Raw genomic sequence first — 23,810 nt, 5'->3', positions numbered from 1 at the left:
CTGCCGGACGCCTGAGGCCGGTTTCGAAGGGGCGCGCATATGGCAGACCTTGCTTATTACCTGCGGATTTCCAATCACCTGGCCGGTAATCTGGACATCAAATCCGCTTTGCGCTCGGTCAAGTCCGAGATCGACAGGATACTTGAGGTCGACCACCTTGACGTCTGCCTGATCGACGAAGAAGGCACCCTGAACACCAGCTACGAGGTGGGTTTGCACACCAGTTGGAGCCGCACCCGCGCGCCCGCCGCAGTTTCACCGGTACGGGATATTTTGCTGGGTCGGTGCGACAGTCTGTTGACCGGGAACGCTCTGGAAGACCCAAGATACGTATTCGAAGGGGCCGATGCCGGGCCAATCATACGGCACAAGATGCGCAGCCGCGTGAATGTGGCGATGAAAGTGCTGGGGCGCACGATAGGCGCGCTGAATTGTTCCTCGAAGAAACCCGATTTCTATGACGAACAGGCCGTTGAGCAGGTGCGCAACATCGCGGACATCCTTGCCCCCTATTTCTACGCCCTGCGCGCCACGGAACAGGCCAAGCGCGAGGCGATCATGCGCGCCGAAGTACAGGCCCGCGAGGAAGGTCTGCGGCAAGGGGCCTCAAGCCTGACCGACGCGCTGGAGCTGGAGCGGCAGCGTATCGGCATGGACCTGCATGATCAGACACTGGCCGATCTGACCCGCATCAGCCGCGATCTTGAGCGGTGTAAATCGCGTCAGGATATCGATGCCCTGCAGGACAGCATGCAAAGCTGCATTCAGGATTTGCGTGGCATCATCGACATGTCGATCCCGTCCCTGCTGGAACTTTTTGGGTTTCAACACGCGGTTCGCACCCATCTGGAACGCGCCATCGGCGCAGATCAGGACATCGACATCGACGTGCGCGATCTGTCTGACGGTCTGGTCGATCAGCTTCCGCAAACCAAACGGATCGCGCTGTTCCGTATCGCGCAAGAGGCCATCAACAACGCTGTCCGCCATGCGCAGGCCAGCAGGATTCTAGTCGAGATCCAATGCAGGGATGGCCTGCACTTGCGTGTCACCGACGATGGAATAGGCGCAAGTCCGCCGGGGCGGCTCAGAACATCTGGTGGTCTGACCCATATGGGCACGCGGGCGCAATTGATCGGGGCGCAGTTTGCAATCTCACACTCTGACGGCACCGAGGTCGTGGTCAGCCTGCCTGCCTCGGAATGTCCAAAAACCGAGGTAGCAGTATGAAAGTTCTGTTGGTTGAAGATGACGCCATGCACGCGAATTACCTGAAAGAAATGGTGTCAGAGGCCCTGCCCGAAGCCACGGATATCAGCCTTGCGACCAACGGGCGTGAGGGCGAGGTGCAGGCCCGTCAAAACGCGGTCGAGGCGATTGTCATGGACCTACGCATGAAGGAACGCAACGGGATTGAGGCCGCGAGGACAATCTGGGCGGAACGGCCCGCGACCCGTATTCTGTTCTGGTCCAACTATTCGGACGAGGCATATTTGCGCGGCATCACCCGGATCGTGCCGAAAGAGGCCGCTTATGGCTATGTCCTGAAAACCGCCAGCCCCTCGCGCATGCATCTGGCGCTGCGTGCGGTTCTGGTTGAGGCCCAAATTGTCGTTGATCGTGAAATCCACCAGATCCAGCGAGATCAGAACCGTGCGGGTGAGGCACTGACCGAGGTGGAACTGGCCATCCTGTCCGATCTGGCCCTGGGATTGTCCGACAAAACAATCGCGCAACGGCGCAAGCTGGCGCTGCGCACCGTGCAAAACCGGTTGTTATCCATCTATGAAAAACTGGATGTCAGCGATTTGCCGGTCAGCGGCACCGACATAACCATCAACAAACGGGTCCGGGCCGTATCGAAAGCGATACGCGCACAAATCCTGAACACCGAGGCGATCGCCGTGGCCGAGAAAGAGCTCGGCCAGTGGCTGCCAAAGGTTTTACCGCAAAACTAAAGCCCTGACCTTTCGTCACGAAACATGTGCAGGTGCCGGTTGCGCTATCACGTCTGGGGCGGTCTCAGGTGTTGGGCCATCGACATAGTGGCAGGCGACAAAATGCCCTTCATCCACCTCAACCAGCTTGACGGGAGCGCTATCAGGATTGAACCCAACCGGTGCGGCGGTCAGGGCGACGCTGTCACCAAGGACGGTTGCGACGGGATGCCGGAACCCACCTTCCAGCCGGATCGGTGTAAATTCGGCGTCCGGGTCCGGGTGTGGAACAGCACTCAGCAGGGCCTGCGTATAGGGGTGCTGGGGCGAATAGAATACTTTTTCGGTCGGGCCGTATTCAACAAATTTCCCATGATACAGAACGGCGACGCTGTGCGAGATTTGCGCGACCACCGCCAGATCATGCGCGATGAACAGAAAACTGACGCCCATCTCTTGCTGTATGTCTTTCAGCAACTCAACAATCTCGGCCTGAATGGACACGTCCAGCGCGGAGACACATTCGTCGCAGACAACAAATTTGGGTTTGGACACCAGCGCACGGGCAATGCAGATCCGCTGTCTCTGCCCACCCGAGAACGCGTGTGGGAAACGGCGCAGATGTTCCAGATCGATCTTGCACCGCGTCGCGATCTCGCGCACCCGCGCGTCAATCTCATCGCGATTTTTCATCTGACCTGATGCAACCAGCGGCTCGGCGATGATGTCACGCACCGTCATACGTGGGTTCAGGGATGAATACGGGTCCTGAAACACAAGGCTCATCTCAGGGCGGAAGGACCGCAACAGATCACCGCCCAGCGAGTGCACGTGCACCGGCCCCTCGTGAAACGCCATGTTCAGCTTGGACCGCACCGCGCGCAGCTCTTCCGGGCTGGCATGGGCCAGATCGATGTCGCCTTTCTTTTTGCGATGGAAAACCACCTCGCCACCCGAGGGGTCGATGGCGCGCAGGATGGCCCGCCCCACCGTGGTCTTGCCAGAGCCGGATTCCCCCACCAGCCCGACGGTTTCCCCCTTTTTGATGGTGAAACTCACATCGTCCACGGCCCGCACCTTGGTGACATCGGTGCGGAACATGCGTTTGGTCTTAACATCGAAATCGACCACAAGGTTTTTGACGTCGATCAGGGGGCGGTGTTTCTTGCCGGTCAGCGGGGCCGGTGGCGTAACACGATCGAGCCGTGGGATCGCTGCCAGCAACCGTTTGGTATAGGCCTCTTGCGGGGTGCGGATGACATCACGCACGGTGCCGCGCTCGACCACCTCACCTTTTTGCATGACGACCACATCGTCAGCCACTTGCGCCACCACGCCCAGATCATGGGTGATGAAGATCATTCCCATCTCAAACTCTTCCTGAAGCTTTTTCATCAACTTCAGAACCTGGGCCTGAATGGTCACATCCAGCGCCGTGGTCGGCTCATCCGCGATCAGCAGGGCGGGACCGGCGGACAGGGCCAGCGCGATCATCGCACGCTGACGCATACCGCCCGACAGCTCATGCGGATATTGATCGAAACGCTGCGCCGGGTTGGTCAGCCCGACCCGGTTCAGCATATCCACCGCGATCTCGCGCGCCTCGCGGCGGCCGACCTGACGGTGCAGGCGGATCGCCTCGCTCATTTGATTGCCGATGGTGTAGACGGGCGAAAAGCTGGCCATCGGCTCTTGAAAGATCATGCCAATCTCACCGCCGCGCAACCGGCCAATGGTGGGATCACCGCGCCGCAACGCGGTCACGTCGATCTTTTGCCCGTTCTTTGCATTGTAATCGATCCGCGACCCCGGATCGATCATCGCGGTACCCGGCAGCAACCGCATCACCGCCTTGGTCGAGATTGACTTGCCCGACCCGGATTCACCAACGATCCCAAGGGTTTTGCCCTTTTCGACCGAAAATGAGGCGTTGCGCACCGGCGTGATCAGCCCCTCATCTGTGCGGAAGGAAATGGAAAGGTTTTCGACATCAAGAATTTTGCTCATGTCACCGTACCTCGGCATAGGGGTCAGCGGCGTCGCGCAAGCCGTCGCCGATCACGGTAAAGGCCAGCACCGCCACCACGACAAAGATTGCCGGGATAAACAGCCACGGGGTCTGCTCGATCGCGCGCACGGATTGGGCCTGCTGCAACAGGACACCCCACGAGACCGATGGCGGACGCAGGCCGAGGCCGACAAAGGACAGCGCCGTTTCCGACAGGATCATATAGGGAAAGCTGATCACCAGATCGACGATGATAAAGCTGGTAAAGCTGGGCAGCATATGTTGGGCGATGATGCGCCCCGGACGTGCCCCGGCCAGCCGCGCGGCGACCACGTAATCCTCATTGCGGATCGACAGCAGCTGCGACCGGATGCGCCGCGCCAGGGTGGGCCAGCCGAACAGGCCCAGGATCAGCGTCATCGCGAAATAGACCTGCGTGGTCGACCATTCCTTGGGCATCGCAGCGGCCAGTCCCATGTATAGCGGGATGATGGGGACCACGCGGATCACCTCGGTCACACGCTGGATGATGTTGTCGATCACCCCGGCGAAATAGCCCGCAATCCCGCCGATGATCAGCGCCAGCACGAATGAGATCATGACGCCGATCACCCCGATCGACAGCGATGTGCGCGTGGCATAAATCGTACGGCTAAAGACGTCTCGGCCCAGATCATCGGTGCCCCAGAAATGGATTTTCTGGTCCACATCGGGGCTGAGCCCCACCAGATGGCGGTCCGTCGGGATGAAGCCCAGCAGCTTGACCGGCTCACCCTTGACGAAGAACTGCAGATAGTGGCGCACCTCGGGGTCCGGCACGGAAATCGCGCGCAGCGTAACGGGGTCGCGTTCGGTTTTAGTGCCGTTGACGAATGGCGAGATGGAACAGCCGCCTTCGTCACAGAAACGCGGAATTTGCGGCGCGCCTTCGATATAGTTGGTGTCGCGGGTCACGGGGCCATAAGGCGCCACGAATTCGGCAAAGATACCGGCCAGCGCCATCAACCCAAGGATCGAGGCAGCGATCATCGCCGCGCGATGACGGCGAAAGCGCCACCAGATCAACGTCCATTGCGAGGCCGAATAATACTTGAGGCGTGCCGCCTCGTCGGCGGTCTGTGCCTGATGGGTTGCGTCTGTCATGGATCAGGCCCCCAGTTTGATGCGCGGGTCCAGCCACGCGAGCAATAGATCGGAAACGAAGTTCATGAACACGATGACAAAGGTCAGCATCAGCAGGATCGCCCCCGCCACGTTCATGTCGAGGTCCAGATAGGCGCGCAGCAGCAGCTCTCCCAGCTCGGTCAGGCCCAGCACAACGGCCACGATGGGCAGTTCGGAAAAGATGCGGTTCACGTCGAACCCGATGGTTGAGACCACGGGGTTGATGGCCAGCCGCATCGGATATTTGACCAGCAGCTTCAACTCGGGCACGCCACGTGCACGGGCAGCAGTGACCGAAAGCTTGTTCAGCTCATCCGACATGGTGGCCCGGACGGTCTGAATCTGGATTGCCACAGCGGACCACGCCAGCACGACCGCAGGCAGCCAGAGGTGTTTCACCAAATCCCAGAACTTACCCAGCGACCATGGTGCATCCCTGTACTGGTCCGAGAACAGCCCGCCAATATCCGCTCCGAACCAGCGATTGGCGAAATAGAGCATCACCAGCGCCAGCAGGAAGTTTGGCAGCGCAAGGCCAAGGTAGGAAAACACCGTCAGCCCGTAATCGACTGCTGACCCACGCCGTACCGCGGCAAAAATGCCGATGGGGATCGATATGATGTAGGTCAGCAGCAAGGTGGAGAACAGGATCCCGGCGGTCAGCCAGGCCTTGTCTCCGATCACTTTGGTTACCGAGGTTTCAAAGGCGAACGCCTGCCCGAAATCGCCGCGCAGAACGATCCCGCCGATCCAGTCGAAATAGCGCAGCAGCATGGGTTTATCCAAACCCAGATCGCGTCGGATCGCCTCGATATCCGCTTCGGTGACATTCACCCCGGTGCCCGAGTATTTGCGGAATGCGTAACGGTCGGCATAGTCGCCGGGTGGCAGTTCCATGATCAGAAAGACCATCACCGATACCAGCAGCATCGTGATGACCATTCCGACGAAACGCTCCAGAGTGAATCTCAGCAAAACGGTGTCCCCCATCAGGCCCTTTAAGGCCGATACCGGAGCGCAGATGGGCTGCGCTCCGGTTCATTGTTCAGACGTCGGTCTGAGTTACTGCTCAAGCCACCACTGCGAGGGGCGGTACGGATAGGTCCAGTAGAAGTCGTATGTCTTTGACTTGATCGGCTTCACGTTCTGCAGGTCGTTGCGGTACAGGAACGGCGCAACGATGTCGCCGACGGTGCCGATCTTCAGCATGTTGTCGGTGTGGATCTTGACGATCTCTTCGCCCAACTTGTTGCTTTCATCGGTGCCCATTTCGACCTGGATGAACTTTTCGCTCAGATCCCACAGTTTTTGGATGTCTGCGGGCGGCTCGATGCCTTCGCTGCCACCGCTGGTTTTCCATGCGGCCCAGCCAAACCCGGTGCCGGGGTTGAAGAAATCACCAAAGGGCGGAACGAAGACAGTCACGTCCTGGCTGATGGTCGGACCGGCATTGCCGTCGTATTTCCAGGTGGTGACATCCAGATCGTTGTTGTTGCCCGAGGCACGGTATTCGTCCGAGGTGACCTCTTTCAGGTCAACGCGCACGCCGACCGCCGACCAGTAGTCGCGGACCAGTTCCTGCATTTTCACCGGCACACCCTGAGAGGAGTAAACCAGACGCACAACCAGCGGCTTGCCATCGGGACGTTCCACGGTGCCGTCGCCATCCGCATCGGTCAGGCCCATCTCGGCCAGCAGCGCTTTGGCGGCTTCGGGATCATAGGCGATGTCGCGGTTCAGAACCTCGTCCGAGACAAAGGACACGGTTTTAGGTTCCGCAGGCACACCCTGCATCGGGGTGCCCTGGCCCAGATAGACGATCTCGTTGATCTCGTCGCGGTTCATCGCCATCGACATGGCGCGGTTAAAGCGGATGTCGTTGAAGATTTCGCGCAGAACCGGGTCTTGATGGGTGCGGTTGAACGAATAGAATACGTTCTCACCAAAGGTGGGGGCGAAGTTGATGGTGTAGCCACCCTTACCTTCGTTTTCCTTCAGCAGCGGGAAGTCCTCAAGGAAGACCGCCTGCTGTTTCCAGACCACTTCACCGTTCATGATCTTGAGGTTCTGAACCTCTTTGTCGCCCACATAGGTCTCAACGATTTCGTTGATATAGGGCAGCTGGTTGCCTGCGGTGTCGACCTGGTGGAAATAGGGGTTCGCCACCAGTTTGCGGCCTTCGGCGGTTTCTTCGACAACGATATGGCTTTCCAGCGTCGGCACCACGGCGCGACCGATCTTGGCAGCTTTCTCAGCGTCTTTCAGCAGCGGGCTGGGCACGTCTTTCCAGTCCGAACCGCCATAGTAGAAATCAACCGCGGCAGCGGCGTTTTCAAAGCCGTATTCCTGTGCCAGCGATTCCGCGTTTTCGTTATACTTGGGCATGAACTGGCCCAGGAAGTGCTTGGGCTGGAACGGCTGGCCGTAATCCACGGCAAAGCGGTTCAGAATGCCCGGGGTCGGCACCGGGAAGGTGAACTGGACGGTGGTGTCATCCAGCGCCTCAACCTGCGCCTGTTCACCGGCAAACAGCCAGCGGTCGGGGGTCTTGTCGAAGACATCGGGGTTGTAGACGATGTCGTTCATCCAGAAGGCGACGTCATTGGCAGTGAACGGTGCGCCGTCCGACCATTTGTGGCCGTCGCGCAGTGTGATGGTCAGTTGGGTGTAGTCGTCATTCCAGGACCACGCCTTGGCAACGTTCGGAACCACGGTCTGCAAATCGTCGGCATAGCGAACAAAGTTCACGTGACGCACCGACAGCAGGTCCGAGGTGCCCGATTCGGTTGCTTTGGACAGGCCGGTGATGACACCGCCATACTGACCGATCGTGTCATAGGGCATAACGACCAGCGGCTCGGCCGGCAGACGCTCGGCCACGGGGGCCAGATCGGCGTTGCCCAGAATACGGCTGTTCAGCTCGGCAATGGCGGGGTTTTCGGCAAAACCCAGCTCGCACGAGGCGGCATCCTGCAGTTCAGCCAGTTCCAGCTGCTGCGGGTGAACGGGGCTCAGGCCCATGGGGTCCGCAACGGTGGCAGCGGGGCAATTGGCCAACACCGGTGTGCCCAGGGCAACCAACGCGGTGAACGAGAGCAGTGAGGTACGAAGTTTCATAACCATCCCAACATTTTTGTGACGTCGGGTGTGCTATGCTTCGAAGTTAACAAATTTATGATACTTCGCGAGGTATAGAAAAAGGCTATGCTGCCCGAGTTGACATAAAAGTGTCACAAAACTGCGTTTCGGGGGCTCAGGCCAAAATTCCGAAGGGACCCGGTGTTATGGATTTTGGGAAAGGCCCCGGTCTATTGCGCAGTGGTTCCATGCGATAGCGTTGCGTTCAAACGCCATTCTTGCAGGGGTATGAGGGTTTGGTCCTTTGTGGCCTCGACCGGTTCGAAGAGGACGGTGATGGTCTGCGCTTTGGTCAGGTCTTGCGCGGTCAGATCGATCATCAACCGGGTGATCCCTGTGTTTGGATTTTGCGCCCTGCAATCCGAATTGAACGGCGTGTTGCAGGGATTGGCCGATTGCAGGGAAAAAGCCGCGTTCCGGGGTGAAAGGATCCGGGCCCGCAACTCTTGCCCGTCTTGTTTCAGCAGCGCGGTTCGCCCGTCCACAGACACCTGCGCCGCAGTGTGCATGGTCCAGGAAACAGGGTCAGATTGCCCACCCGCAATCTCGTCCTGAATCAAAACCCGTGCGCCGTCGATCAGGGCAATTCCGCGTTTCACCGAGCCCGGCGCTTGGCCATAGGGATCGGACAGATCGGCAATCGCGTAGTGAAATCCGGGGAACTGTCCGAAGTCCTCAATCTGTGCGCGGCCCAGCGTTTTCTGGTTGCCACCCCCGAAGGTCAGGGTGTTTTGTCCGATTGTCGCTGTGCGGTAGTAGTCAAATCGCTTGTCGGTGAAGTATCCCGGCAGGTCATAGTTCCCCAAGCCCAAATCCACCGCCCATCTGACGCCTTTCGCCTCAAGCACGAAGGTTCCCGCATCCAGGTTGTTGTGGTGACTGCGCAGCGGACCGGCCTTGAAGCCAACATAGGTGGCCTCGGGGTCTTCCCAGGCCGAGCGCATCGTCACCAGACCCAGATTGCCAAACCAGAAGGATTTGGGTCGTTGATCCTCAGACAGCGGTTGGTCTGGCTGCCCCCAGATCAGCGCAAAGGCCGGGTGCGAAGACTTGGCCATGTCGGTCAGAAAGCTGCGATAGTCTGGCCGCTGGAAATGCGTTGCAAACCACTCCAGCGGGACCAGATCGGTGCTGGTGTCACTGTCACCATAGTTGAACAGCATGCCGGTGGGTCCGGTCGCATGCATCAGAAAGTCGCCAAACTGCGACAGCCCGTCCGAGCGGGACAGGTCAAAGTCATGCCCCAGAACCGAGGTCAGAGCAGTCATGACGACGGCGGCATCACGGGCAGAGAGCGCGCCGTACATCGGGCCTTCGGGCCAGGCCCCGTCGGGGGCGAATTCGGCAAATCCGTTTCTGAGGGAAATCTGCGCCTGTTCGATGATGCGGTTTGACAGGTCCGGTGCGGTCTCGGACACAGCAAGCGCCGCAACAATCATTCCGGAATTGCAGATCAGGTTCCAGTTGAACGAGGCAACGGGCCAGATGATATCGGCCGTTGCCGTCCCATCAGGCAGCGCGATTGGAACGGGCGTCGGATGCCGCCACTGCTGGGGCTGTACCCAGCCCTTGTCGAAATAGAGCTGATCCAGATCGTAAATCTTCATCCCCTCGGTCAGCGCCTTGTCGATCAGCGCATTGCGGATGGCGATATGCTCGCTCTCGTTCAGCGTTTCACTGATCCAGCTATAGCCCAATGCAACCGCCAATGAGATGCGCCCGACGCCCAGAAAAAACTCGGGGTGCCAGGTTTCTAGCGCCGCCAGTTGCAAAAGCTCGATCCGCGTGCGCTCGGCAAAGCGCGGGTCGCCGGTCAGCCGCCATGCCATCGCCAAATCTGTCAGTCGCTCGGCAGGTTTCTGGCTGAAGCCCTGAAAAGCATAAGGGGCTTTGTTGCCTTGCGTGCCATAGGTTTCCGCAATGGTCGGCTGGGTCAGGTATTCCTCGGCCCTGTCCAATAGCGCCATAAAGGCCATGGCAGTGCGAGGGTCGGTTTCGCGATTGGCCAGAATACGATCAACCACCTCATCTGTCAGCATAATCTGCGGGACGGTATTTTGGGCCTGCGCGTCGATGGCAAACAGACTGAGTGCAGCGCAGACCAAAAGTATGATCCGCCGACGTGTCGGCCCGAGTGTTTTGACCAAGATGCCGCTCAGTCTGTTCGCGTGCCTCATCAATGCAACTGCCTTTGGAAAGTCCTTAAACTGGCCGGACCAGATTTAACCCAGAATGCGCAATCTTGCATCTTAAGTTCTTAGTGCCCGGTATCCCCAAGTGGATCACCCTGTGCCTCTATCGGATGTCGCGGCAAAGAAATCCGGATCAAAAGGTAGCCGAATTTCACCTGTGGCGTTGCATATAACCAGTTCGGAGCCTGCGACATGAATATCCGTTACATGTGTCCAACCGTCCGGGCGAGGTACAGCCCCAATAACGTGCCGAATGACGACCGTCGCGCCAAGCGGAATGGCCGTCGGCACCCCCTCTCGCGACACCGGGTTCGCAGCCAGGGCCCCCTGATGACCCGCAGACCCGGCGGCGCATCCGTCTTCAATGCCCAGAACGCCGGTATTTTTTCCATCCCACGGCCAATCCGTGCGACCACCATTCGAGTGCCACAACATGGTCACAGGCAACACGCGCGGGTCTTTGAGGACAAAAACAAGGTCATCCTCGGTTTCGCGGATAACAGTGCTCCAGCCAAGTGTGGCCCGGGGCTGTTCGACCAGCGTCACAAAATCCTCACACCCTTCTGCGATTGGCAGTTCGGACAGGTCAATCGTCCCGCCCTCTGTCGCGGGCACCGGGTTGAACCCTTCAACCCGCGCGGGGCACATAAGTGCGTTACGCCCCTCCACCAATGGGGTGTCCGGCGTCAAGGTTGCGGATTTGGGTGACACTGACAGCCAGCCGCGTGTGCGGATACGGACCATGGGGTGATGCGCCAAAGTCAGAGCGCTATGGCCACCCTGTAATACGTGCGTTTGGTACAGAATGGGGGCATCTTGCGCCAGTTTGAGGGATTTCGTCAGTGACGCCCCCATGATCGGCTTGTCCAGCGTCAACTCAAACCCGTCAGGGTCCGCCCGATTAACTGTCCAAGGGCTGTTCGCGCTCCAACCATGCAAAGGGGAAGGTTCGACGTCAGACAGTCCAAACGGGGCGCACAGGAAGTCACCCGACAGGTTTCGGTCCACCTGCGGCATGTCGTCGGGCAGATCGCCACCGACCCAGTGGGCCGTGTGCAGCGGCGCAATTTGGCGATGCCCGAAGTCAAACGACAAATCGCGCAGGTTGCCGACCGCCGGATCCAAGCTTACCCTGCCTGCCTGTGTTTCTGCCTGAACCCAATCCATCCGTGTAGTTCCCTTTGCTGTCAGACCTTCATTCATGCCGATTATGCGATCCGTATGGAAGCGGTAGTTGGACACCAGGACAGGCACCGTGCCTGGGAACCGCCTAATAGCCCCCCACATGTTGCGCTGTTGGCCGCTTGTCCCGACAGGCTTGCGGCGTGGTCCATCAAGCCCAGCTTACCTTCGTTTTACTACGCATCGATGCGTTCCCGGTCCATGAGCTCAGGATACACTACTTCCGAATTGATGAAGTCACACGTGTGCAGATTGCTGGGAAAACGCCCCAATTAGATGGCGTGTTTGTGGATCAAATCGACGGCGAGTGTTCCATCGGGCATTTCAATCCCACGCAAGGATCACAGGACTATACCCCCGCTTCATTGTCGATGACCATGCGTTCGGAACTACGTCCCATCAGGCTGCTTAGCATGCAGCAAAATAAAAAGACCGCAGAATTCGCTGCGGTCTTTCGGTCTTCATCACACCCGCTCAGATATCCAGCGTGTGCTCTTTTTCCCAGCGCGAGAAATGGCTTACGAAGGAGTTCCATTCCTGATGCTTCATCTTGAGGAATGCGGATGAGAACGCCTGCCCCATCATCTCTTTCAGCTCAGAGTCTTTGTCAAATTCGCGCAGACCGTCCAGCATGTTCAGCGGCAGCTTGGGCGCATCTGTGATGGTGTGGCCTTCGGCATACATGTCGATGTCATAGCGTTTGCCAGGGTCGGCTTTGCTGCGGATGCCGGACAGACCTGCGGCGATGATGACTGCCTGCAACAGGTAAGGGTTGGTTGCCCCGTCCGCCAGCCGCAGTTCAAACCGGCCCGGTCCGGGGACGCGGACCATGTGGGTGCGGTTGTTGCCGGTCCATGTCACCGTGTTCGGTGCCCAGGTCGCGCCCGACATGGTGCGCGGGGCGTTGATACGTTTATAGCTGTTCACGGTCGGGTTGGTGATCGCCGCCAGAGCGCTGGCATGTTTCATGATTCCGCCAAGGAAATGCTTGCCCTGTTCGCCCAAGCCGACCTCTCCGGTCGGACCGTCGCCGTCACCGGCGAAGACATTGGTCTTGGCATCTGCCCCCGGCGCATCCCAGACCGAGATATGAGCGTGGCAGCCATTGCCCGTCAGCCCCTCGACCGGCTTGGGCATGAAGGTGGCGCGAAAGCCGTGCTTTTCAGCGACCGATTTGGTCATGAACTTGAAAAACGAGTGCTTGTCGGCGGTTTTCAGAACGTCGTCAAACTCCCAGTTCATTTCGAACTGGCCATTGGCGTCCTCGTGGTCGTTCTGATACGGCCCCCAGCCCAGTTCCAGCATATAGTCGCAAATCTCGCGCACCACGTCATAGCGGCGCATCACCGCCTGCTGGTCGTAACAGGGCTTTTCAGCCGTATCGAACGGGTCGCTGATTTGCTCGCCGTCGGGGGTGAGAAGGAAGAATTCAGCTTCGATCCCGGTTTTGACATGGAGGCCCTCGGCGGCGGCCTCATCGATCAGACGACGCAACACGTTGCGCGGGGCTTGGGCGACGTCTTCGCCCTCCATCACGCAATTGGCGGCAACCCAGGCGACCTCGGGCTTCCATGGCAGTTGGATCACCGAGGACGGGTCCGGCACCGCCAGCATGTCCGGGTGCGCGGGTGTCATGTCCAGATAAGTTGCAAAGCCGGCAAAGCCCGCGCCCTCTTCCTGCATGTCCGCGATCGCCTGCGCGGGCACCAGTTTGGCCCGCTGTCCACCGAACAGATCGGTGAACGAAATCATGAAGTATTTTACGCCGTTTTCTTTGGCGAAAGCTGCCAGATCTGTCGTCATGGTCGGCTTTCCTTTCCCTGTTGAACCAAAAAGAAAGGGCGCAACCCCGGTCAGGGTTGCGCCCGCTTATGTCAGAACCCGGCTTTGCCCGGATACCAGTCGGTGCCTGCAAGAGGCACGCGCGCCATGGCGGCGGCCTCCATCGTCAGGGCGCACAGGTCCTCGGGTTCGAGGTTGTGCAGGTGGTTATGCCCGCAGGCGCGCGCGATGGTCTGCGCCTCAAGCGTCATGACCTTCAGATAGTTGCGCAAACGGCGCCCGGCATCGACCGGGTCCAGCCGCGCGGCCAGGTCCGGGTCTTGCGTGGTGATACCTGCCGGGTCCAGCCCTTCGTGCCAGTCGTCATACGCGCCGGTTGTGGTGCCCAGCTTTTGATACTCGGCTTCCCATTTCGGGTCATTGTCCCCCAGCGCGATCAGCGCCGCCGTGCCGATGGCCACCGCATCCGCGCCAAGCGCCATGGCCTTGGCCACATCTGCGCCGGTCCGAATACCGCCCGAGATCACAAGCTGCACCTCGCGATGCACGCCCAGATCCTGTAGCGCCTGTACGGCGGGGCGGATACAGGCCAGCGTCGGAATGCCCACATGTTCGATGAACACATCCTGCGTGGCCGCCGTGCCGCCCTGCATGCCGTCCATCACCACCACATCGGCCCCGGCCTTCACCGCCAAAGCAGTGTCGTAATAGGGCCGCGTCGCGCCGACCTTGACGTAGATCGGCACCTGCCAGTTGGTGATCTCGCGCAGTTCGAGGATTTTGATCTCCAGATCATCCGGACCGGTCCAGTCCGGGTGACGACAGGCCGAGCGCTGGTCGATCCCCTTGGGCAGGGTCCGCATCTCGGCCACGCGGTCGCTGATCTTCTGACCCAGCAACATGCCCCCTCCGCCGGGCTTTGCGCCCTGCCCCACCACGATCTCAATCGCGTCGGCCTTGCGCAGGTCGTTGGGGTTCATGCCATAGCGCGACGGCAGATACTGATAGACCAGCTTGCTGGAATGGCCGCGTTCCTCGGGCGTCATGCCGCCGTCACCGGTGGTGGTCGAGGTACCGGCCGCCGATGCGCCGCGACCCAAAGCCTCTTTCGCGGGGCCGGACAGCGCGCCAAAACTCATGCCCGCGATGGTGATCGGGATGTCCAGCTGGATTGGGTTCTTGGCAAAGCGCGTGCCCAACGTCACTGATGTGTCACAGCGTTCGCGATAGCCTTCCAGCGGATAGCGCGAGACAGATGCCCCAAGAAACAGCAGATCGTCAAAATGCGGCACCTTGCGTTTCGCGCCACCACCGCGGATGTCGTAGATGCCGGTGGCTGCCGCGCGACGGATTTCCGCGTTGATCGGGTTGGAAAAGGTCGCCGATTGGATCGGCACGGTGCGGGGGGTCTGATCGTCCATATCTTTCATACCCTTTATCCTTAGTAAGCGGCCGAGTTGTCGACGTCGAAGTTGTAAAGCTGCCGGGCCGAGCCATAACGTTTGAACTCTTTGGGCTTGGCATCTGCGCCCGCGCGCTCCAGCAGGTCCTTGAGTATCTCCAGATGCTCGGGCCGCATGTCCTTTTCGATGCAGTCGGCACCCAGGCTTTTGACTGAGCCGCGCACGAACAGCCGCGCCTCGTAAAGCGAGTCCCCCAGCGCATCGCCCGCATCGCCGCAGACCACCAGATTGCCTGCCTGCGCCATGAAGGCGGACATATGGCCGATATTGCCATGCACCACGATGTCGATCCCCTTCATCGAGATGCCACAGCGCGAGCTGGCATTGCCCTTGATGACCAACAGCCCGCCATGACCCGTGGCCCCAGCATATTGGCTGGCATCACCGTCGACGATGACCTGACCGGACATCATGTTCTCGGCCACACCCGGCCCGACCGAGCCTTCTACCTTTACCGTCGCCTGCTGGTTCATCCCCGCGCAGTAATAGCCGGTTGAACCCTTCACCGTCACCTCAATCGGCGCGTCCAGACCGACGGCGATGGCATGGCTGCCCTTTGGGTTGACAACCTGCCAGCTGGTCTGGTTGGTCTCTTTGCTTTGCTCCTGCAGGGTCGCATTCAACCCGCGAAGGCCGTCTGCCTCAAGATCATATGTCTGCATATCAGGCGGCCTTTTTGTTGGGAGAGTCGTTGTGCGACCAGAAATACACCGTAGCGGGTTCCGGCTCCCACACGCGGGCGTCTTCGATGCCGGGCAGGTTCACCAGCGCGCGGTATTCGCTGCCGAAAGCCACATATTGGTCGGTTTCCGCCATCACCGCCGGCTTGCAGGCAATCGGATCACGGACCACGCCGAACCCGTCTTTGGTGCCAACAACAAAGGTAAAGAACCCATCCAGATCCTCAAGGCTGCTTTCCAGCGCCTCACCCAAGGACGCACCGTTCATCATCTTCCAGGTCAGATAGGCGGCACCCACCTCGGTATCGTTCTCGGTCTGAATATGTACCCCTTCGCGGCGCAGCTTACGGCGCAGAGAGTTATGGTTCGACAGCGAGCCATTGTGCACCAGACACTGGTCATCCCCGGTATTGAACGGGTGCGCGCCCATCGTGGTCACAGCCGATTCCGTCGCCATCCGCGTGTGGCCAATCCCATGGGTGCCGGTCATGCCATTGAGGTTGAACCGTGCGGCCACGTCCTTGGGCAGGCCGACCTCTTTGTAAATCTCGAGGCTCTCACCCCGGCTCATGATCCGGACCGAGGGGCGGATCTCGGCCAGTGCGGCGCGCGCGGCGTCGAACTGTGTGCCGGGAACATCCAGTACCGCATGGGTGTCATTGATCGCCTGGGTCACGGTTGCGCCCAAACGCTGGCCCAGCTCATCCGCCAGACCGGCAAAGTCCTGTTCGGGGTTTGCAGATTGAACAGTGACCTTCGTAGCGCCCTGCGTCGGATCGCCATAAATCGCGATGCCAGCACTGTCGGGGCCGCGGTCGGTCATGGTGATCAGCATATCCGTCAGCATATCACCGAGTTTGGGTGACAGTGACTGGTCCTTCAGGAATAGTCCGACAATTCCGCACATGGCAGGCAGTGTCTCCTTGCGTGTTTCGTTGTGATTCTACGCTAGCGGCAAAACTGAAGGGCTTCAATAATTATAGGAAAGTTATTTTCCTAATGGGCAATATTTGCCCAAACTTTGGGCACCCGCTCTTTTGCAGAGCTGGCTGTTCGGGTTAAATCCACGGGCTGCAGCCGCTCAGTTTGTCTGGGGGTAACTGATCACCGACAGGTATCGCGCCGGCAGGGTCACAAGACGCTCGGGCCCATGCGGCGCATCCGCGTCAAAGAACAAAGTGTCACCCGGCTCAAGCGCATAAACGTGGTCACCGTGACGATAATCCACCGCGCCCTCCAGCATGTAAATCGTTTCAATCCCGCCATGCTGGAACGTGGGAAAGATGTCGGACTGTGCCGTCAGCGTGATCAGATAAGGTTCTACGATCACGCCTGACCCATTGGCACCAATATGGCCCAAGAGGTTGTATTGATGGTTCGCACGTGTGCCTTCACGTTCCTGCTCGACCCCTTCTCCGGCTTTTGTGTGCACGGCCTCGCGGTGTTCTTCGAACCCGCGAAAAAAGCTGGTCAGAGGCACCGAAAGCGCGTCAGCCAGCAATTGCAGAGTTGTCAGCGACGGCGAGGTGTTGCCGTTTTCGATTTTGGACAGCATTCCGATCGACAAACCCGTGACCTGTGCAAGCTCTGCCACCGTGGTGTTTTGCTGCTTGCGAAAGGCACGGACTTCGCGACCAATGGCGACTTCCAGTACTTTCTCTCTCTCACCCGACCGGATTGAGTGGGGGTCCTGGGTCAATTTTGTCATGGCTGCGGTGATCTGTCGTTTGGCTGTCATCTCTCGTCGGCTTTGCTACAGGTGTTCGCGCCCGTTCGGCAGGGGGCGGGTTGCTTCAGGTCCCAGGTAAGGCGAGCATAGCTTATTTGCATCACCGGGGGTGAATTGTTTTTCCGGTCAGTGCAAGGGTGCGGGCTTGGTTAAATGTACGCTTTGAACAAACGGTTTGCTGGCCGCCCCGCTGTACCGATCACAGGCATAAGGGGGATTGAACAATGCTCAGAGCTGCCGTCCTCGGGTAGCCGTTTTTCTTAACTCTGTCTGTCGTGCCAAAAGTATCAGAGTGATATTATATTGTGTGTTCTGAATGCAATACCACTATATCTTCACCTATTTTAACTCTCTGCCACATTTACGCCCAGCTTTGACCTCACGTAATAGTTAACAAAAAGTTACGGAATATATCCCAACAAGAGGACGACAAGGATGAGGGGTTGCGCAGCTGAGCGCACACGGGAACGTGTTGCGCGTGGGGGTCGTGTTGTAAAATGGAAAGGCCGGGTGGCAAGTATGGCACCGTCGGTTTTTCTGGCGTCGATTTCGGTGGCCGCGCTTAGCGCGGGGATGGCTGGGGCCGAGACGATTTCGACAACGGTGAACGTACCAGAGACATTTATTTCAAATGATGTGGACACGATCACGTCAACCGGCGCGATTGTACTGACGACGGGCGATCCCAACGGGCCCGCGGCGACGCTTGACCCCACATTTGTGTCCGGTCGCTTTGACTATACCGGCACTTTCACCAATGACGGAACGATCTCGGTCACAGGGTCCGACCGTACTGAACCAACCGCCCTGGAATTGACTGTTCTGGGAGCGGCCGGAGTTCTGCGCAACAACAACGTCATGTCGGTCGATGTGACGGCTGGAAGTCCAGCCGATGTGCGCGGTATCAACGTTACCGTCGACGCTGGGGGTCTGATCGACAATTCGGGTCAGATCGACCTTCAGTCCACCGGAACCTCTGGCCCGGCCAGCGCATCGGGCATTCGCATCGGGCGCAACCTGACAACCAGCGGCGTGATCTCGAACACGGGCGCGATCAGCGTGCGCACAAGCGCTGCAACCAGCTCGGCCGAGTCCATGGGGATCCGGGTGGACGGCAACGCAAATGGCTTGATCACCAATGCGGGCACAATCACCGTTGCCGCCACCGGTCCGGGTGGCAGCACGGCGTCGGCCATCGGTATCTCGGTCAGAGGCAACGCAGTGTCCGGGCTTTCGAATTCAGGCACAATCAGCGCCAGCGCCAGCAATGCGTCAACCTTGCTGGCCGCTGGGCTGCAGGTGCGGGGGAACCTGATCGGAGGCTTTGATAACTCGGGCACGATCCAGGCAAACACGTCGGACAACGGCCCGACAGGCATCGCGCTTGGCCTGCAGGTTGGGGGCGATGTGGCTGGCGACATTACCAACAGCGGACAGATCACGGTCGCTGGAAATGCCACAACCTCTGCGACAGCCTGGGCTGTGCATGTTGAAGGGAACCTGACAGGCAACCTCGACAATTCAGGCACCATCACGGCCATTGCGCAGGGCACATCCGGCAGCGCGGACGCTGCAGCCGTCTATGTCGAAGGCGATACGACGGGCAATATCACCAATTCCGGCACCATTGTCGCAACTGGCATTGCCTCTGCTTCGGCTTCTGCCGGGGCCTATTATTTGTCGGGCGATCTGAACGGCAGTTTCGAAAACTCGGGCACCATAACGGGCACTGCAACTTCGACCGACGACTCGGCTGAGGCTTACGCCCTGTATGTCAGCGGCGAGATGACCGGCGATATTGTCAACAGCGGCACGATTACTCTGAACGCCCAAGGTGCGTCCTCGGCCGATGCCATCGCGTTTGAAATCCGCGATGGGTTGACCGGCGATTTTGTCAATAGCGGCACAATTTCGGTTACCGCCACGGATCAAGAAGATGACGAGGTTGAAGCTTACGCGCTGGAAGTGCGCGGAGGTATGACCGGGAACATTACCAACACCGGCACGATCCGGGTTGAGGGCAACGGTTTTTCCGAGGCCACGGTTGCCGGGTTCGACATCTCGGGCGGGCTTGAAGGTGATTTCCTCAACTCGGGCACCATCACGGTGATCGCAACAGATCAGACCGAAGAGGTCGAAGCCTATGGGTTTGATATCAGCGGTGGCATCGAAGGGAACATCACCAACACAGGCACGATCCACGCGGAAGGTCATGGTTATTCCTCGGCCACCGTTGCAGGTTTTGACATCTCAGGTGGTCTGGAAGGCGACTTCAACAACTCGGGAACCATCACAGCTATCGCGACGGATCAGACGGAAGAGGCCGAAGCCTACGGTGTCGACATCAGCGGCGGTGTCGTCGGGAACGTAACCAATTCCGGTACGATTCATGCCGAAGGTCATGGGTATTCTTCGGCGACGGTGTCGGGTTTTGAAATCTCCAGCGGGCTTGAGGGCAACTTCCTTAACTCAGGTACCATCTCTGCGGTCGCAACCGACCAAACCGAAGAGGCCGAAGCCTACGCGATCTATATCAGCGGTGGAACAACCGGAGACATCACGAACAGCGGCTCGATTTCGGCCAACGCCATAGGCTTTAGCGAAGCGACTGCAGCTGGTGTTTATGTCACGTCCGGTCTGGAAGGCGACTTCAACAACTCTGGCTCGATCACCGCGGTCGCGACCGACAATACCAGTTCTGCCGAAGCCTATGGGTTCTACAGCAGTGGTGAGGTGACCGGCAATATCACCAACAGCGGCACGATTGATGCTACAGCCAACAATCTGGATACGGCTTCGGCCTATGCTTATGGCATTTTCCTTTCGTCCACTTTGGACGGTACGCTGTCAAACTCGGGCGTTGTGACGGCCACCAGCGTTGCAACCGATGACAACGCTGAATCCCGTGCCATCTATCTGCGCGACGATACTGATGCGGTGATCCAGAATAGTGGCGAAGTCTCCGCAACAGCAACCAGCGAAAGCGATGCCTCGGCCCATGCGGTTTATATTCGCGGAGCCTATTCCGGCGATCTGACCAACTGCGGAACGCTGTCGGCAGAGGCCCGGATCAACATGGGCACAACCGAAGCCGCCGCCAGCGCTGCCGGTGTATGGGTTGAGGATATGCAGGGCACATTCTCGAACACCGGTACGATCACCGCAACGGCTTCGGGGGCGCTGGAATCTGAGGCCTATGGCCTGTATTTCGAGAACTTCGATGGCGAGATCACCAATGTCGGGCAAATCTCGGCCACCTCGGATACGGGTAATGCCTATGCGATCTTCCTGGGAACAGGAACAGGCACGCTGAACCTGGTCACGTCGGACCAGGTCGAAGGGTTGATCCGCGTCGAAGATCACAACGTCAATCTGGACGCGGCCGGTCAAAGCGCGATCTTCTCGTTTGAGGATGCGGACCCCGGTGAAGGCGCCTTTGTCACCACAACCTCAGACCCGAATTCCGGCTGGTTTGTGCAGGACGAAGGCGGTTCCGCCCCGGTCTATGCCAGCGTGGTCGCCTCGGACGTTCTGATATCGTCTGACGTCGTGGCCTATTATGGCAACCTTCTGAGCGGTTCGACCGGTGCGCTTGGCTATGACGCGCAGGGTCAGGTCACGCGTAACGCAACAACCGGCCGTGTTTCGGGCCTGACCTTTGGCGGGTTCCGCCCCTATGCCGCGGTTGATCTCGCCTCGCGCCGGTTCGAAAACGTGCCCGGCAGCGATACGGATGTGAACAGCGTGAACGGATCGGTCGGCTATTCCGGCCAACTCGACAGCGGTTTGGCCGTGGCGATCGGTCTGGGTGTCTTCCGCGCCGATGGTGATACGGACACCACCGATTTCGACACGGACGGGGTTTACCTGGACGCCGCGATCGGACGCCAGTTCGGGGCCTACACGGTTGAGGCCGGTCTGGGGTATGGCTGGTTGTCGACTGATCGGTCGCGCGAGATTGTGGGCAGCAATGATGCGGATGCTGACTATGATAGCACCCTGCTGACGGCCTATCTGGGGGTCGAACGGTCCTTCGAAGCCAGCAACGCCTTTGACCTGCTGGCCTTCGGTGATCTGCGCTACACCCGCCAAGAAGACGACGGCTATACGGAAACCGGATCTTCGGCCAATGCAACTGTGGGCGACAGCACCACAGAGGTGATCGAGGCACGTCTGGGGCTTGAAGCTGAAAAGGCATTGGGCAACGGAGGCATCCTGATCGGCCAGGTGGCTGGCGTTCTGCGCCGGGGTCTGGGGGATAGCGATGCGACGGTTTCACTGTTCGATACCACTCAGACGCTGACCTTCGCCTCGACCGACTTCAATGGTGCCAGCATTCTGCTGGGGTACGAACATGAGCTGGTCACCAACCTGCAGTTCGAAGCGAATGCCGAGCAGGAGATTGGCGACGACGCTCAGGGGCCGAATTTTCAAGCCGGGCTCAGATGGTCTTTCTGATCTGGGATAAATCCAACTGAACCAAACAATTTAGGCCCGGGCAATCATCTGCCCGGGCCCTTTTTTTTGACTGGCCCGTTTTGGGCCACCGCTATTCAGTTCTGTTGCGTTACTGCCCCAAAGCCACACCTTCGCGGCGTGGGTCGGCGGCCCCGATCAGCTGTCCATCCTTGATCAGGATTGCATGCAGGCCCGAGTTCAGGTCAACCGTCTTGACCTCATGACCCTTGGCCGTCAACGCCTCAACGAAATCAGCAGCAGAAGTTTCCTGTTCCACATCCATGCTCGATCCGTTGCGGTGCACGAAATGGCCGGTCTCGATGGCGTCCTGCGGGTCCATGTCCCAATCAAGGATCGCGATGATGGTCTTGGCCACATAGTTGATGATGCGGCTGCCGCCGGGCGAACCGATCAGCAGATAGGGCTCACCATCCTTCATCACGATGGTCGGCGACATCGAGCTGCGCGGACGCTTGCCACCTTCGACCCGGTTCGCCACCAGACGGTCGCCATCCTTGGGCGCGCGGTCAAAGTCGGTCAGCTCGTTGTTCAGCAGGAAGCCCCGAACGAAGACACGGCTGCCAAAGAAGGTCTCGATGGTCGTGGTCATCGACAGCGCGTTGCCGTACTGATCGCGGATCACGATATGGCTGGTGCCGGGGCGATCGGGGTTCTGCGACGGAGCAAACAGCGCGGTGTGATCGCGCGGCGGCTCACCTGCCGAGCGCTTTTCACTGGCGGCTGCCGGGTCGATCATTTCCGAACGCAGTTTCAGGTAATCCTTGTCCAGCAGACCTTTGACCGGGACGTCAACGAAATCGCTGTCAGCCATATACAGCGCGCGGTCAGCATAGGCCAGCTTGGCGGCCTCGGCGTAGAGGTGCGCCAGCTCAGCGTTCCAGCCGATGCCTTTGAGGTCAAAGTTGTTCAGGATGCCCAGAATCTGCCCAACGGTCAGCCCCCCCGAGGTCGGCGGACCCATGCCGCAGACGTCATAGCCGCGATAATCGGCACAAACGGCGGGGCGAACCTTGACGCGATAGGCGGCCATGTCTTCCAGCGTGATGTTGTTTTCCACTTTCGAGGTGGAGTCCGCCGCAGCAACGATATCCTCAGCGATCGGGCCGTGATAGAAGGCGTTCGCGCCCTGATCGGCCAGAATACGCAGAGTCTCGGCGAAATCGGGATTCTTCAGCAGGGTGCCTTCGGCCAGCGGGCTGCCATCTTCGTTGAAGAAATATTCCTTGGCACCGGGGAAGACGTCCAGATAACGTTCACGGTCAATGGTCGACTGGATCGAGTTTGCCATACGCGGCGACACTTCGAACCCGTTCTCGGCCTGTTCGATGGTCGATTGGAACAGCGAGGCCCAGTCTTTCTTGCCATAGAGGTTATGGGTCACTTCCATCAGACGCAGGATGCCCGGCACACCCACGGCCTGCCCGCCCGAGATCGCCTCGGCAAACGGGATCTTCTCACCTTCGGCGTTCAGGAACCGTTCTGGCGTGGCCTTGGCGGGCGCTTTCTCGCGCGCGTCAAAGGTGGTCAGCGTTTTGGATTCCGCATCCCAGTACAGCAGGAACGCGCCGCCACCGATGCCCGAGGATTGCGGCTCGACCAGGTTCAGCATCAGTTGCACAGCGATCATCGCATCCGCTGCAGTACCGCCTGCGGCCAGCACGTCATAGCCTGCCTTGGCGGCAATCGGGTTGGCGGCTGAGACCATGAACTCAGTTCCAGTGACGGAGTCCTTGTCTTCCCATCCGTACCCGTATTCCGGCGCAGGGTCCTGCGCGCTGGCCGAGCCCGCAATGACCCCAAGGGCCAGCGCGACGCTGGTTCTTAATATTGTCCTCATCATTAAGTCCTCCGATTGATGACGGGATTTTCTGAGAAACTGTTTACACTGATACTTTGGTCACATTTTCCTCATGCGGGCGTCAGCGAACCACGTATACGGATGCAGTTGAGTGTCTGACGACTCTGGCGGCGTTTGGGCCGAGGAGGTAGTCTTTGAGGTCTGGTTTGTGGGCTCCGATGACGATGAGGTCTGAGTCGGCGTTGTCGGCGGTTTTGA

The 23,810-nt window shown here is 59.1% G+C and carries 16 protein-coding genes; 3 read left to right on the top strand and 13 right to left on the bottom strand.

The genetic code is table 11. The features are described 5' to 3' along the window. The first annotated feature begins 39 nt into the window (after positions 1-39). On the top strand, positions 40-1,230 hold the full coding sequence (locus ACR0J5_RS15065) for a GAF domain-containing sensor histidine kinase (protein WP_480654743.1): 1,191 nt from the start codon (positions 40-42) through the stop codon (positions 1,228-1,230). Next, positions 1,227-1,958, top strand: a complete 732-nt coding sequence (locus ACR0J5_RS15060; protein ID WP_480654741.1) for a response regulator transcription factor — start codon at positions 1,227-1,229, stop codon at positions 1,956-1,958. The genes ACR0J5_RS15065 and ACR0J5_RS15060 overlap by 4 nt, the downstream gene beginning before the upstream one ends. Before the next feature lie 15 nt (positions 1,959-1,973). Here ACR0J5_RS15060 and ACR0J5_RS15055 read toward each other — a convergent pair whose 3' ends face one another. The 11 genes from ACR0J5_RS15055 to ACR0J5_RS15005 all read right to left on the bottom strand — a co-directional run bounded on the left by ACR0J5_RS15055 (position 1,974) and on the right by ACR0J5_RS15005 (position 17,254). Then, entirely contained in the window at positions 1,974-3,944 is a 1,971-nt protein-coding gene (locus ACR0J5_RS15055; RefSeq protein ID WP_480654739.1) for an ABC transporter ATP-binding protein, read from the bottom strand. A 1-nt stretch (position 3,945) separates the two neighbouring features. After that, the gene (locus ACR0J5_RS15050; protein ID WP_480654737.1) at positions 3,946-5,088 is read right to left on the bottom strand and encodes an ABC transporter permease; all 1,143 of its coding nucleotides are present in this window, start codon (positions 5,086-5,088) and stop codon (positions 3,946-3,948) included. 3 nt (positions 5,089-5,091) lie between these two features. After that, positions 5,092-6,099, bottom strand: a complete 1,008-nt coding sequence (locus ACR0J5_RS15045) for an ABC transporter permease (protein WP_480654735.1) — start codon at positions 6,097-6,099, stop codon at positions 5,092-5,094. 72 nt (positions 6,100-6,171) lie between these two features. Then, positions 6,172-8,226, bottom strand: coding sequence for an ABC transporter substrate-binding protein (locus ACR0J5_RS15040; RefSeq protein ID WP_480654733.1), 2,055 nt, complete (start codon positions 8,224-8,226; stop codon positions 6,172-6,174). Positions 8,227-8,417: 191 nt separating this feature from the next. After that, the gene (locus ACR0J5_RS15035; RefSeq protein WP_480654731.1) at positions 8,418-10,394 is read right to left on the bottom strand and encodes a heparinase II/III domain-containing protein; all 1,977 of its coding nucleotides are present in this window, start codon (positions 10,392-10,394) and stop codon (positions 8,418-8,420) included. A gap of 135 nt (positions 10,395-10,529) precedes the next feature. Continuing rightward, the gene (locus ACR0J5_RS15030; RefSeq protein WP_480654729.1) at positions 10,530-11,681 is read right to left on the bottom strand and encodes a hypothetical protein; all 1,152 of its coding nucleotides are present in this window, start codon (positions 11,679-11,681) and stop codon (positions 10,530-10,532) included. 414 nt (positions 11,682-12,095) lie between these two features. After that, entirely contained in the window at positions 12,096-13,424 is a 1,329-nt protein-coding gene (gene glnT / locus ACR0J5_RS15025; protein ID WP_480654727.1) for a type III glutamate--ammonia ligase, read from the bottom strand. A gap of 71 nt (positions 13,425-13,495) precedes the next feature. After that, on the bottom strand, positions 13,496-14,824 hold the full coding sequence (locus ACR0J5_RS15020; protein WP_480655225.1) for an FMN-binding glutamate synthase family protein: 1,329 nt from the start codon (positions 14,822-14,824) through the stop codon (positions 13,496-13,498). 20 nt (positions 14,825-14,844) lie between these two features. Next, entirely contained in the window at positions 14,845-15,528 is a 684-nt protein-coding gene (locus ACR0J5_RS15015; RefSeq protein WP_480654725.1) for a protein GlxC, read from the bottom strand. Position 15,529: 1 nt separating this feature from the next. Then, a complete protein-coding gene (locus ACR0J5_RS15010) occupies positions 15,530-16,453 on the bottom strand; it encodes a class II glutamine amidotransferase (RefSeq protein ID WP_480654723.1) in 924 nt (307 codons plus the stop codon). 174 nt (positions 16,454-16,627) lie between these two features. Further along, on the bottom strand, positions 16,628-17,254 hold the full coding sequence (locus tag ACR0J5_RS15005; RefSeq protein WP_480654722.1) for a helix-turn-helix domain-containing protein: 627 nt from the start codon (positions 17,252-17,254) through the stop codon (positions 16,628-16,630). A gap of 540 nt (positions 17,255-17,794) precedes the next feature. Here ACR0J5_RS15005 and ACR0J5_RS15000 point away from each other — a divergent pair. Next, positions 17,795-21,733, top strand: a complete 3,939-nt coding sequence (locus ACR0J5_RS15000; RefSeq protein ID WP_480654720.1) for a beta strand repeat-containing protein — start codon at positions 17,795-17,797, stop codon at positions 21,731-21,733. A gap of 109 nt (positions 21,734-21,842) precedes the next feature. Here the strand turns inward: ACR0J5_RS15000 and ggt are convergent, their stop codons facing one another. Both ggt and ACR0J5_RS14990 read right to left on the bottom strand, forming a co-directional pair. Further along, complete coding sequence (gene ggt, locus ACR0J5_RS14995; protein WP_480654718.1) at positions 21,843-23,591, bottom strand: gamma-glutamyltransferase; 1,749 nt, start codon at positions 23,589-23,591, stop codon at positions 21,843-21,845. 82 nt (positions 23,592-23,673) lie between these two features. Further along, positions 23,674-23,810, bottom strand: a 137-nt coding sequence (locus ACR0J5_RS14990; protein ID WP_480655223.1) for a universal stress protein, incomplete at its 5' end; no start/stop codon positions are given.

Source organism: Ruegeria sp. BE1 (assembly GCF_056538885.1).
Note: the sequence above shows the minus strand (reverse complement) of the source record. Positions and strands in the feature narration are given on the sequence as shown.

Excerpts from the sequence above, each read along its gene's own strand:
- ACR0J5_RS15065 (WP_480654743.1), top strand. The coding sequence starts at position 40 with ATGGCAGACCTTGCTTATTACCTGCGGATTTCCAATCACCTGGCCGGT.
- ACR0J5_RS15060 (WP_480654741.1), top strand. The coding sequence starts at position 1,227 with ATGAAAGTTCTGTTGGTTGAAGATGACGCCATGCACGCGAATTACCTG.
- ACR0J5_RS15055 (WP_480654739.1), bottom strand. The coding sequence starts at position 3,944 with ATGAGCAAAATTCTTGATGTCGAAAACCTTTCCATTTCCTTCCGCACA.
- ACR0J5_RS15050 (WP_480654737.1), bottom strand. The coding sequence starts at position 5,088 with ATGACAGACGCAACCCATCAGGCACAGACCGCCGACGAGGCGGCACGC.
- ACR0J5_RS15045 (WP_480654735.1), bottom strand. The coding sequence starts at position 6,099 with ATGGGGGACACCGTTTTGCTGAGATTCACTCTGGAGCGTTTCGTCGGA.
- ACR0J5_RS15040 (WP_480654733.1), bottom strand. The coding sequence starts at position 8,226 with ATGAAACTTCGTACCTCACTGCTCTCGTTCACCGCGTTGGTTGCCCTG.
- glnT (WP_480654727.1), bottom strand. The coding sequence starts at position 13,424 with ATGACGACAGATCTGGCAGCTTTCGCCAAAGAAAACGGCGTAAAATAC.
- ACR0J5_RS15020 (WP_480655225.1), bottom strand. The coding sequence starts at position 14,824 with ATGGACGATCAGACCCCCCGCACCGTGCCGATCCAATCGGCGACCTTT.
- ACR0J5_RS15015 (WP_480654725.1), bottom strand. The coding sequence starts at position 15,528 with ATGCAGACATATGATCTTGAGGCAGACGGCCTTCGCGGGTTGAATGCG.
- ACR0J5_RS15010 (WP_480654723.1), bottom strand. The coding sequence starts at position 16,453 with ATGTGCGGAATTGTCGGACTATTCCTGAAGGACCAGTCACTGTCACCC.
- ACR0J5_RS15005 (WP_480654722.1), bottom strand. The coding sequence starts at position 17,254 with ATGACAAAATTGACCCAGGACCCCCACTCAATCCGGTCGGGTGAGAGA.
- ACR0J5_RS15000 (WP_480654720.1), top strand. The coding sequence starts at position 17,795 with ATGGCACCGTCGGTTTTTCTGGCGTCGATTTCGGTGGCCGCGCTTAGC.
- ggt (WP_480654718.1), bottom strand. The coding sequence starts at position 23,591 with ATGAGGACAATATTAAGAACCAGCGTCGCGCTGGCCCTTGGGGTCATT.